Raw genomic sequence first — 10988 nt, 5'->3', positions numbered from 1 at the left:
GCTTTCACCTGTTTGTTTCGGCAAGGCTCAACCCACGGACGGCCAAACGGGCCTCATCCGCAACGTTGTGAGAAAGGTTGGGTGGCCGCGAACGGCCACCGGTGCGACGCGTTGGCGTGCAGGTCCGGCTTAGCGCATGTGAATCAACGCGCCAGTTTCAGCGCCACACGCTCATGGGTCTGCGCCGGTCGGCTCGAACAGGGCTGTTCGTACTCGGCGAAGATAGACTCCACCACCTCCTGCGAGCGCACGGCCAGTACCGACAGCAGCGTGTCGCTCAGGCCATGGCTGTCCTCGCAGCAGCCCTGCAGGAAGATGCCCGCCTCGCTGCCCGCACTCAGCGGCAGGCGGTAGTGGCGATCCACGTTTGCGCCTTGAATGTAAGGCTGTACGCCGGCCAGCAGCTCCAGGTGATAGTCGCGGCGGTAGCCGGTGGCCAACACCACGACGTCGAAGGTCTCGCTGTGCGTCTGGTCATGGGGGGCATCGCGCAGGAACAGTTCGATGCCGCCCGCGCCGACTTCGGCGTGCGCCACTTCGCGGTTGGTCAGCAACCGGTGACGCTGCTCGCCGCGCACTTTCTGCTGGTACAGGCGCTGGAAGATGGTCTCGATCAGGTCGGTGTCGACCACCGAGTAGTTGGTGTTGCGGAACTCGGCGAACAACGCGTCGCGGCGTTCTTCGCTGTGATTGAAGATGGTGTCGGTGAACGACGGGTTGAAGATCTGATTGACGAACGGACTGTCATCAGAGGGTTTCAACGCGCTGCCGCGAATCACCAGGCTGGCCTCGACGTTGTCGAACCGGCTGGCGAGGTCTTCGAAGATTTCCGCCGCGCTCTGACCGCCACCGACCACCGCGACACGCACCGGGCCCGGGCGATTGGTCAGCAAGCGCTCGATGCCGCCGCGATAACCCGCCGAGTGCAGAACCCGCGGGTCGTCGATGCCGTCGAACGCCGCTGGCGCCTGGGGAACGCCGCCGATGCCGAACACCAGATTGCGCGCACGGCGACGGGAAACACCGCCGCCCGGCCCACGGGACAGCACGTCGACGGCAACGAAACGACCGTCCTCGAAATGCGGTTCGACCGAAATTACCTCCTCACCGTAATGCGCTTGCTCGTTGAAGTGCGAAGCGGCCCAGGTCAGGTAATCGGTGTACTCCTCACGGGTCGGGAAGAACGTCTTGAGGTTGATGAAATCCTGCAGACGGCCGCGTTCCTTCAGGTAATTGACGAAGGTGAAACGGCTCGCCGGATTGCGCAGCGTCACCAGATCCTTGAGGAAGGAAATCTGCATGGTGGACCCGTCGATCAGCATGCCTTCGTGCCAGTTGAAGGCAGGTTTCTTTTCGAGGAAACACACTTGGGGCGCCAGACCGCTGCGCAGTGCATGCTCCTGGGTGGCGATGGCCAGAGCCAGGTTCGACGGGCCGAAACCAATGCCGATGTAGTCGTAGACGAGTTCCATGCTTCCCTCTCGTTAGGAGCGATGCGCCGTGAGTTCCAGCGGGTGCGTGACCGTTGCCACAGACGCTTGGGCCGCTCACGGGCATCAAGAATGAGTAAGAGTGATTATCATTACAAAGACGCCTGAGCCCTCTGGCTGTTTAGTCTTTGCCGATGAAAAACTTACAAAGCCTTTACGGTTTTCATGGCGTACGCGCCGCCGATCTCTTCCACCGCATCCCGGCTGGCGTTGTCGCGACGATCGCCCTGCAATTCGCTGAGCTGACCGGACTCCATCTTCACCAGCCGGTCGGCCAGGTCGAAGTACTGGTCGTCATGGCTGATGGCGAACACGGTGATGCCGGCCTTCTTGAACATCGGCAGCAGCTCGCGATAGAAAAACCGGCGAAACAGCGGGTCTTGGTCGGCGGCCCATTCGTCCAGCAGCAGGATGTCGCGCTGCTCAAGCAACGCCAGCAACAACGCCAGACGCTTGCGTTGACCTTGGGAGAAACGCGTGTCGAGCAGTTGACCCTCGCCGATCTGCACCTTGTGCTTCATGTGCAGCTGATCGAGCCAATGGTCGATGTGCGCGGCTTCGGCGTCCTGGCCGTCGCCGCCCAGGAGTTGCGAGAACAGATGGAAATCGGTGAACACGCTGGCGAACAGGCGACGATAAGCCAGCCAGTCGCCTGAACCGATGACCTGGCCGTCGATCAGGATTGAGCCGGCTGAGGGCCGATACAGGCCACTGAGCAGGCGCGCCAGACTGGATTTTCCGCTGCCGTTGCCGCCCATCAGGAACACGGTTTCGCCACGGCGCAGGGTCAGGTTAACCGGGCCGACATCGAACCCGGGTTCGTCGCCCTGTGCCGGGTAGTGGTACTCGACGTCGCGCAATTCCAGGGTCTGCCAATGGCCGACGATGTGGCTGGGGGCGACCTCAAAACTGTCGTGGTGCTCGGCCAGCGCCAGCGACTCCACCTTGTCCAGCGCCACGCGGCCGGAGATCTGCGCCGGGATGGCGGCCACAGCCAGCACCAGCGGCGTGCGCATGAACAGCACGGTCAGCGCGTAGGTCGCGGCCACTTCGGTCGGTGCCCAGCCCAGACCATTGGCGAGATAGAACGCCAGGCCGATGGTGCCCAGCACCATGATGTTCGCCCAGTTGCTGGCCAGCCCGTGATACCGGTCGGCGAGCGTGAAATGTTCGCGATACCGCCGGGCTGCCACGTCGAAGGTTTCTTCGTACAGACGGCGGGCGCGGTCGCGGTTGAGGGTCAGTTCCTTGCGCCCGTCGATCACGCCCTGATAGCTCTGGTACAGCGTGTCCTCCGACTCGCGCAAGGCACGGATGTGCGCGTTGAGCTTGCCCACCAGCAACCAGCCGACGCCCAGCGTGAAGGCCATCCAGCACAGCGTGGTGATGAACAAAGACGGCGAGAGCCAGGCCAGATAACTGAACGACGCGACGCTGAGCACGGTGCCGTAGATCAAGTCCGGCAACTGCACGAACGCCATGGTCACGGCGCGAATGTCGCTCGACAGGCTGGCGAAGATTTTCGCCCCGCCAATGGATTCGATGCGTTCGATGTGGGTGTCCAGCAGGCGTTTGACCATCACCCGGCGCAGGCCGTAGACGAAGCGATGCCCCAGCGCCGTCAGCGACAGCGACGCCCCGGACGCCAGCGCCAGCAGCAGCAACAGCATCAGGCCGAACTGCCACAACGCGGTGCCCAGACCGTCGTGGGTGCTGATCATGCGCTGGTTGACGAAGGCAATCACGCCCACGCTCAACAGGCCGCTGCTGATGCTCAGCAGCAGGACCATCGCGAGTGGCCAGCGGTATTGCTGGAAGACCAGACGAACTAATTTCATGGATGACTCCGGGCAGTGGAAGCAAAAAACATAAAGGGGAATCGACGACGCTTAGATCTCGCCCAGCCGCGCGCGGCAGTGAGACAGGGTGTCGCGCAAGAGGAAGTTGACCATCGTCGGAGACGTGCCAATGACCTTGGCGACGTCGCGCTGGGTGTAACCCTGAATCTGGCTGAGGTTGAACACGATGCGCATGCGTTTGGGCAGCTCGTTGAGGGCGCCGACCAGCTGGCTGAGCGACTCGCGTCCGGCCAGCACACGCTCGGGCGACACCTCGAAGCGTGGCTGCTCGTCCAGCTCGATTTCGGCGCCGTGGTTGCGCTCAAGGCGTTGGCGACGCAGACGGTCGATGGCGAGGTTGCGCACCACCCGAAACATGTAGCGGGCAGGTTCGGTGGAGGCCAGGTCGCTTTCGAGCATTTTCACGAAAGCATCCTGCACCACATCTTCGGCGCGGGCACGGCAGCCAAGGAATTTTGCCGCCAGGCGCAGCAGCCCTTCCCGATGGGTATTGTAGGTGCCCATCAGCGCATCAAGACGAGGATCAATCGATACGCAAGACCCGTTCACACAGGTGGAGCGAAGCCGTGTCGGCTGGCTCATTGCAGGACGAAAATCCATCTTGTTCGACATCCTTGGTAACGAAAGAACGCGAAGAATAACGCAAACGATTCTCATTGCAATGTAAGAAATTTTACCGATTGGTGAAACTTTCCGTATAAGGGCGGGGTCTTTCGGAGGGCAACCAGATGGCGGCTAATTGATGGCTAACGTGCTGTAACCCGCTGATTTACAAACATTAGATGGAGCGACAACGTGTTTCGACGAGGTGGCGTTTAGGAATGTGGGAGCGCTTTTTTCCGGTCAAAAAAATAAGCCGGGGCTGATAGCTGGCAACGCCTACTGTGACGTGCTTCGCAAGATGGGCCCGATTTGACAGACCCATGCTTATCCGTTCAGGGCAGCTTTCATCGCATCAAACGCAGCTCCAGATATTGCAGCAGCATGATGGTTTTTCCGTCGGCGATTTCTCCGCTTTCGACCATGGCGATCGCCGTTTCGAAACTCAATTCAAGCACCTCGATGTCCTCGCCCTCTTCCTCCAGGCCACCGCCATCGCTGATGCGGTCGGCAGGTTGATACTCACCCACGAAAAAGTGAATGCGCTCGGTGACCGAACCGGGGCTCATGAACGCGTCGAAGATTTTCTTCACCGACCGGACCACGTACCCGGTCTCTTCCTCGGCCTCCATTCGGATGCGCTCTTCCGGGCTCGCGTTGTCGAGCAAACCGGCAGCGGCCTCGATCAGGTAACCGCTGTGGCCATTGACGAATGCCGGCATCCGAAACTGACGGGTGAGCACGACAGTACGGCGCTCCAGGTTGTAAAGCAGGATGGTCGCCCCGTTGCCACGGTCATACACCTCACGGGTCTGCGACTGCCAACTGCCATCGCGGCGCTGCAGCTCGAAGCTGTATTTCTTCAGCACATACCAGTTGTCCGAGAGGGTCTGTTCGTCGGTGATGCGGATCGGTGTGGAGGGCATGGAGGTCCTTAAGTGCGGGGAGCATCGGTGCAGTGCGAAATCGGGAATACCCTATCAGCCCCGGCCCTCGCGGGCGAGCTTGCGATGCGGCAGATCAGACACACCGCGGTGCCTGATTCTGCTGCCGCTGCGCGCCAGATCGCGGGCAAGCGACGCTCCTACGGCCTGCGGCCAGAATCAAGAGCCCGAGGTCGCACCGCAATCCCGCTTCTGCCTGCAGGGCGTAGCACCGGCCTTCGCGGGCGAGCGTGTGATGCGACAGGTCAGACAAACCGCGGTGTCTGAATCTGCTGCCGCTGCGCGCCAGCACCGCAATCCCGCTTCTGCCCGGAGGGCGTGGGAGCATTCGGAGGTTACGACGGACGCGATGGAGCGCGCAGCGGTCCTGCAATCATCCGGCGCGGTGTGCCAGGCTGATCGCGTTTGCAGGATTCACTGCCGCTGCGCGCCAAATCGCGAGCTAGCTCCGCTGCCCACGGCCTCCAGCCAGAATTAACCGCCGGGCCTCCGCTACTGCAAATTCACAAACAAACCGCCATCCACCAGCAGCGACGCACCGGTCACGTACTTCGCCATGTCTGAGGCCAGAAACACGATCGGGCCGGCAACGTCGTCCGGTTCGCCCAAACGGCCCAAAGGCGTGCGCGAGGTCATGTAGGCCAGTTTCTCTTCATCGGCCAGGTCGTCTTTGTTGATGTCGGTGGCGATGGTGCCGGGCAGCACCGAATTGCAGCGAATGCCATACGGGCCCAATGCGATGGCGCAGGATTGCATCAACGAATGCAGCCCTGCCTTGGTCGGGGTGTAGTGGGTCTGCATGCCGCCGCCCACCAAGGCACTGATCGAGCTGACGGCGATGATCGCCCCGCCCTTGCCTTGATTCTTCATCTGGTTCGCCGCTGCCTGCACCGCGAAATAAGCGCCGTTGAGGTTGGTGTTGACGGTCTTCAGGTAGACCTCGCGGGGCATGTCGAGAAACGAATGAAACGGACAGATCCCGGCGTTGTTGACGAACACGTCGACACTGCCGAACGCATTGACAGCGCCGGCGACCAGCCTGTCCCCTGTGTCCGGATCGGCGGCGTCGCTGCCCACTTCGATGGCCTGTCCGTCGAACGCAGCAATCTCTTCGATCAGGCTGCGTGCAGCCTCGGTGCCCTGCTCGCTGCCGCTGTGACCTATCACCACGCGAGCGCCCTGCCTTGCGCATTCCTTTGCCGCAGCGCGTCCGATGCCACGGGATGCGCCGGTGATGATCACGGTTTTGCCTGCCAGTAACATAGAAAACTCCTCAAACAATGAACGGGTAAACCTGACCCGGATTCAGCTCAGATAATTGCCATAACCGACCATGCCGATCGCCCCCAGAATCACCGCAATACCCGACACCAGCACGCCTTTGTTCGCGGCTGTCGTGCCCTGCCATTCGCGGAAATAAAGGCCCCAGCAATTCGACACGATGATGATGAACGACATGTGCAGCACCCACGAACTGGCGTCGTTGTGCAGGCGGCTCTCGCCCATGCCGTAGAAAAAGAACTGCAGAAACCACAGGGTTCCGGCGCTGGCCACCAGGAGGTAATTGCGCAGCAGCGGCGTCTGCGTGTTGGTGTAATCACCGAAGCTGCGGTTGCGTCGGTTGAGCCACAGGCACCAGATCGCGTTGGTGGTCAGCCCACCCCACATGATCACCATGAAGGTCACATTGTTTTGAAACAGGCTGTTGGCGCCGTGCTGAACCGCCGCTTCCGCCAGCGGCCGGCCCGCCGTGATGCCGTAACTGAAACACGCGCTCAGGACACCGGAAATCACCGCCACCAGCGCACCTTTGCTCAACGAGAATTCGCTGATGCTGGCGAACTTGGTTTCCTCGGACACGTCTCGCTCTTTCAACACCCCCGCACGCCCACACAGCGCAATCCCCACCAGCGACACAGCAACGCCCCACAGCACCCAGTTTCCGCTGGCGCTGGTGATCATCTCACTCAACGTGCCCGCTTTGGCGTCGGTAAACAGGTCGCGATACAGCGCAGGCATCAAGGCGCCCAGCGCCGACGTCAGCCCCATGACCAATGACATCCCGAGCGACAAGCCGAGGTAGCGCATGGTCAGGCCGAAGGTCAGCCCGCCAATGCCCCACAACACGCCGAACAGGTACGTCCAGAACAGGGTGGCGCCGTCGGCCTGACGCAGGATGTCGACGTACCCCGGCACTGTCAGTTGCGCGGCAATCAGCGGCACGATCAGCCAGGACGCCAGCCCGCCGGTGATCCAGTAGCTTTCCCAGGCCCAGCCTTGAACCTTCTTGTAAGGAATATAAAAACTGCCCGAGGCCGAACCTCCGATGAAATGCAGCAGCACGCCCAGCAGAATGATTTCCACGTCTCATGTCCTTTTGTTTTTAGATTTTTTGGAGAACCCGGGCCCACCTGGAGCACGGCTTGCTCAGCCTCGCTCAACGCCGGGGCGGGCCTGCAGCGTGAACATCGGCAGCAGCTCAACACTGACCGGCGAAGCATCAGGGTGGCTGGCCATGATCGATTGCATGTGCCGCCACCAGCGCTGCATGACGTCCAGCGCTGGCAATTGATCCAGACGATGCTCATCGTCGTGGGTGAGCACGGCGAACAAGGCCAGCGTGTCGGGGTCGAGAAAGATCCGGTAATCCGACACACCCGCGTCGCGCAATGCGTCGACCAGATCTGGCCATATCTCGTCGTGACGCTTGCGGTACTCCTCCGCCTGGCCGGGATTGAGGTTCATGCGAAAGGCGCGGACAGGCATCAGCGGGCTCCCTGCAGGACAGGCAATGAGTAGGCATGGGCGACGTTGTGCAGGAAGAACTTCTCCTGGACCGCCAACGGCTTGTCGGCCATGCAGTGCCTGACCAGATTCACGGTGCTGTCGAAGTCGGCAACGGAATTGCTGTTAGGCCAGTCGCTGCCGAAGAAACAGCGGTCTTCGCCGAAGGCGTCCCACAAATACGCCAGCCGATCGCGATAGAACGCAGGATCGGTTACCAGCCCCTCGTTCCCCTGTTGGGGAATTTCCGCAAGCTTCGCGAAAACATTGGGCCGCTCGGCCAGCGTCATCACGTCACGCTTAAAATCAGCCCATTGCCCGGCTGGCACCGCAGCACTCGGCAGGTGATCGACGACGATCCGCAGCGTTGGCACGGCGTCGCTCAGCCTGATCAGCCCTTTGATCAAACGCGGGTCCGGGTTCGCACTGTCCAGCGTTCGACCGGTCGCTGCCAGACGCTGCATCGCCTCGATGAAACCGGGCCGGGTCTGGTCGTCGAGCACATCGCGCTGCCACAGGTTGCCGTAACGCAGACCGAGGAACAGCGGCTCGCGCTCCAGACGGCTCAGGTCATCGTGAAACGCTGCGTCGAAGGGCGAAAGATTGCCGATAAAGCCCAGCAGGTGCGGGCTCTGTCGCACCCTTTCGAGCAACCAGAAATTGTCGAGTCGCCAGTGACTGGCTTCGACCACAATGGCGCCGGTGATACGGTGTTTTTCGGCGAGGGCCCAATAGTCCGCCGCAAGCGCGACCCCATGCAAAGGGTGGCCGGGCTCGGGCCAGGGAATGCCCTCATCGCGGGAGGCGTCGAAAAGATGGATGTGGCTGTCAATGATGGGGCCGGTGTATCGGTCAACGGCAGTCATGCCCGATTCCATTCAAATTTGTTGTTATTGGCGATGGACTGTAGGACGGGCTGCGATGCATGACTAATCGAATTTGGGTTAGCAGTGATACCCGCAAGGTATCGGCCTCCTGATCAGTGCTTGAGGCCCACTGTCACGTAAACGCCTTGCTCGCGCTGAACCTTCCGGGCCGACAGGGCTCATTTGTTCAGGACTTGCTTTCCCTTCCTGCACAGGATTTGCCATGGGCCGTTACGCCGACACGCCGTTGTCCACTGTCCGTATCGAACGCGAACTCAGCCTGCGCGCGGTGCTGACCGGCGCCGTGCTGGGCATCCTGTTGACGCCGTCGAATGTGTACGCCGGACTGAAAATCGGCTGGTCGTTCAACATGTCGATCATCGCGCTGCTGGTGGGATTCGGCGTTTGGCAGAGCCTGGCCCGACGCAACACGCATCAACCTGCGTGGACCTTGCATGAGAGCAACATCAACCAGACCGTGGCCTCGGCGGCTGCATCGATTATCTCCGGAGGACTGGTCGCGCCCATTCCGGCCTATACGCTGCTGACCGGCCAGCAACTCGACCCGATACCCATGATGGCCTGGGTGTTTTCGGTGAGTTTTCTCGGCATCTGGATCGCCTGGTATTTGCGCCCCAGCCTGCTTAACGATCATGGTCTGAAGTTTCCGGAGGGCATGGCGACGCTGGAAACCCTGCAGCACATCTACCACCACGGAGAGGAAGCGGTGGTGAGGATCAAGGTGCTGTTCAGCGCCGCGCTGATGTCCGCAGCCGTCAAATGGGTCGACGGTTTTGTCTGGGCAATCCCGCGCTGGGCGCCCACCGCGCAACTGGAACGCCTGACCTTCACGGTGGACCCGTCACTGTTGCTGGTCGGTTTTGGCGGCATTATCGGCATTCGTGTCGGGTTGACCCTGCTGCTGGGTGCGCTGCTGGCGTGGGGCGGCCTCGCACCCTGGTTGATCGATCAGGGCTGGGTGATGCTTGCGCCCGATGCCCAGGGTCCGCAGTTCGCCAAACTGGTGGAATGGTTACTGTGGCCGGGCGTGAGCCTGATGGTGTGTTCGACGTTGACCGTCCTGGGCGTCCGCCTGTTTCAAACGCCCAAAAAGGCAACGGCCAACAGCACACCCCGCGCCCGCGCGCCTTTTTCGCCGGGACCTGCCGTCGGCTTGGTGCTGTCCATCGCCCTGGTCGTGGGTTTGCAGGCGGCGTTGTTCGGCATCGATCTGTGGATGGCGCTGCTGAGCATTCCGCTGGCGATCTGTCTGGCCGTGGTCGCCGCCCGCGTCGTCGGCGCCACCGGGATCGCGCCGATTGGCGCCATCGGCAAGCTCTCGCAACTGACCTTCGGCCTCATTGCACCCGGCCAAGTGCCGATCAATCTGATGAGCGCCAACACCGCTGGCGGCGCGGCCGGTCAATCCACCGACCTGATGAACGATTTCAAGGTCGGGCTGGCCATTGGTGCAACGCCGAAAAAACAGGTGATCGCCCAATGCATCGGGATCTTCATCGGCAGCGTGGTCGGGGTCGCGGTGTACCTGGCACTGATTCCGGACCCGCAGCACATGCTGCTCACCGAAGAATGGCCCGCGCCTGCCGTCGCCACCTGGAAGGCCGTCGCCGAAACGTTGACCCACGGCCTGGAATCGCTGTCACCACAGATTCGCTGGGCGATTTTCGTCGGCGCGTTTTTTGGCGTGCTGCTGGGGGCGCTGGACAGCCTGTTGCCGCGACGTCTCGCGCGGTGGTTGCCCAGCACCGCCGCGCTCGGGCTGGCATTCGTGCTGCCCGCCTCCACGTCAATGATGATGGGACTGGGCGCCGTACTTACCTGGATCGTCAGCCGCCGCTGGCCCAGTGTGACCGAGCGCTTCGCGATCACCGCAGCGGCAGGGTTGATTGCGGGCGAGAGCATCACCGGCGTCGGGGCGTCGTTCTGGGAAATGTTCAAGGGTTTGTAACGGGTCACACACAACACGCAGGACTGGCTGCAACGCAGTGGTCGTTGACACCCGCGCCAGGAAGCCATGAGGTCATGCGGCTGTAGCGTTTCGCTTAGCACAGCTGCCGCCACAGGTTCAAAGCGTCGGACTATTGATTGTGTCGATAGCCAACATACTCGAGAACGCCGTTCATTTTCCCATCGCGGATTGGGATCATGCCGACATTGACTACCCGAACAAGGATTTCCCCAATGTCCATCAACATGTCCATTCTGCTGATGCTGATCGTTTCGTTCTGTATCGCCTTGTCGGGCGTTGGCCAGTTCTGATCCGGCGTTAACGCCCGAATCTGCGCTTGATTCATTCCGCTGACTGTCTTTTTGTCCCACGCTGCATTGAGCCAGCTCGAGAACGAAGGCGGTGTGTCATTCATCACCGATGGTTCTGAACCACCACCTTCTCGAGCCAGCTCGCGCCTACAGGGTGTGTGCTGC

General features: G+C 61.3%; 10 protein-coding genes. 1 reads left to right on the top strand and 9 read right to left on the bottom strand.

Annotated elements, in window-relative coordinates:
• Positions 1 to 143: 143 nt before the first annotated feature.
• The 8 genes from AB4N84_RS20800 to AB4N84_RS20765 form a co-directional block, all read right to left on the bottom strand.
• Entirely contained in the window at positions 144 to 1472 is a 1329-nt protein-coding gene (locus AB4N84_RS20800) for a lysine N(6)-hydroxylase/L-ornithine N(5)-oxygenase family protein (protein ID WP_460042941.1), read from the bottom strand.
• Between the two features lie 161 nt (positions 1473 to 1633).
• Positions 1634 to 3328, bottom strand: coding sequence for a multidrug ABC transporter permease/ATP-binding protein (locus tag AB4N84_RS20795; RefSeq protein WP_460042940.1), 1695 nt, complete (start codon positions 3326 to 3328; stop codon positions 1634 to 1636).
• A gap of 51 nt (positions 3329 to 3379) precedes the next feature.
• Complete coding sequence (locus AB4N84_RS20790) at positions 3380 to 3853, bottom strand: sigma-70 family RNA polymerase sigma factor (protein ID WP_083370551.1); 474 nt, start codon at positions 3851 to 3853, stop codon at positions 3380 to 3382.
• Positions 3854 to 4296: 443 nt separating this feature from the next.
• Positions 4297 to 4875 (bottom strand): NUDIX domain-containing protein, encoded by a 579-nt coding sequence (locus AB4N84_RS20785; protein WP_460042938.1) that lies wholly within the window; start codon positions 4873 to 4875, stop codon positions 4297 to 4299.
• Between the two features lie 510 nt (positions 4876 to 5385).
• On the bottom strand, positions 5386 to 6156 hold the full coding sequence (locus tag AB4N84_RS20780) for an SDR family NAD(P)-dependent oxidoreductase (protein WP_074749440.1): 771 nt from the start codon (positions 6154 to 6156) through the stop codon (positions 5386 to 5388).
• 42 nt (positions 6157 to 6198) lie between these two features.
• A complete protein-coding gene (gene rhaT, locus AB4N84_RS20775; RefSeq protein ID WP_074749439.1) occupies positions 6199 to 7257 on the bottom strand; it encodes an L-rhamnose/proton symporter RhaT in 1059 nt (352 codons plus the stop codon).
• Positions 7258 to 7320: 63 nt separating this feature from the next.
• Positions 7321 to 7659 carry an L-rhamnose mutarotase gene (gene rhaM / locus AB4N84_RS20770; protein WP_460042936.1) on the bottom strand — a complete coding sequence of 113 codons (339 nt, stop codon included), beginning with the start codon at positions 7657 to 7659 and terminating at the stop codon, positions 7321 to 7323.
• The gene (locus AB4N84_RS20765; protein WP_460042934.1) at positions 7659 to 8543 is read right to left on the bottom strand and encodes an amidohydrolase family protein; all 885 of its coding nucleotides are present in this window, start codon (positions 8541 to 8543) and stop codon (positions 7659 to 7661) included. Before AB4N84_RS20765 ends, rhaM begins: the two co-directional genes overlap by 1 nt.
• 223 nt (positions 8544 to 8766) lie before the next feature.
• On the opposite strand from AB4N84_RS20765, the gene AB4N84_RS20760 reads away from it, so the two are divergent.
• Positions 8767 to 10512, top strand: coding sequence for an OPT family oligopeptide transporter (locus tag AB4N84_RS20760; RefSeq protein WP_460042933.1), 1746 nt, complete (start codon positions 8767 to 8769; stop codon positions 10510 to 10512).
• Between the two features lie 130 nt (positions 10513 to 10642).
• Here the strand turns inward: AB4N84_RS20760 and AB4N84_RS20755 are convergent, their stop codons facing one another.
• Entirely contained in the window at positions 10643 to 10927 is a 285-nt protein-coding gene (locus tag AB4N84_RS20755; protein WP_460042931.1) for a hypothetical protein, read from the bottom strand.
• Positions 10928 to 10988: the final 61 nt, after the last annotated feature.

The sequence above is a fragment of the Pseudomonas sp. S2_H01 genome, assembly GCF_054668305.1.
Note: the sequence above shows the minus strand (reverse complement) of the source record. Positions and strands in the feature narration are given on the sequence as shown.

Bases quoted from the DNA above. Each gene is read 5' to 3' on its own strand.
- AB4N84_RS20800 (WP_460042941.1), bottom strand. From the start codon at position 1,472: ATGGAACTCGTCTACGACTACATCGGCATTGGTTTCGGCCCGTCGAAC.
- AB4N84_RS20795 (WP_460042940.1), bottom strand. From the start codon at position 3,328: ATGAAATTAGTTCGTCTGGTCTTCCAGCAATACCGCTGGCCACTCGCG.
- AB4N84_RS20790 (WP_083370551.1), bottom strand. From the start codon at position 3,853: ATGGGCACCTACAATACCCATCGGGAAGGGCTGCTGCGCCTGGCGGCA.
- AB4N84_RS20785 (WP_460042938.1), bottom strand. From the start codon at position 4,875: ATGCCCTCCACACCGATCCGCATCACCGACGAACAGACCCTCTCGGAC.
- AB4N84_RS20780 (WP_074749440.1), bottom strand. From the start codon at position 6,156: ATGTTACTGGCAGGCAAAACCGTGATCATCACCGGCGCATCCCGTGGC.
- rhaM (WP_460042936.1), bottom strand. From the start codon at position 7,659: ATGCCTGTCCGCGCCTTTCGCATGAACCTCAATCCCGGCCAGGCGGAG.
- AB4N84_RS20765 (WP_460042934.1), bottom strand. From the start codon at position 8,543: ATGACTGCCGTTGACCGATACACCGGCCCCATCATTGACAGCCACATC.
- AB4N84_RS20760 (WP_460042933.1), top strand. From the start codon at position 8,767: ATGGGCCGTTACGCCGACACGCCGTTGTCCACTGTCCGTATCGAACGC.
- AB4N84_RS20755 (WP_460042931.1), bottom strand. From the start codon at position 10,927: ATGAATGACACACCGCCTTCGTTCTCGAGCTGGCTCAATGCAGCGTGG.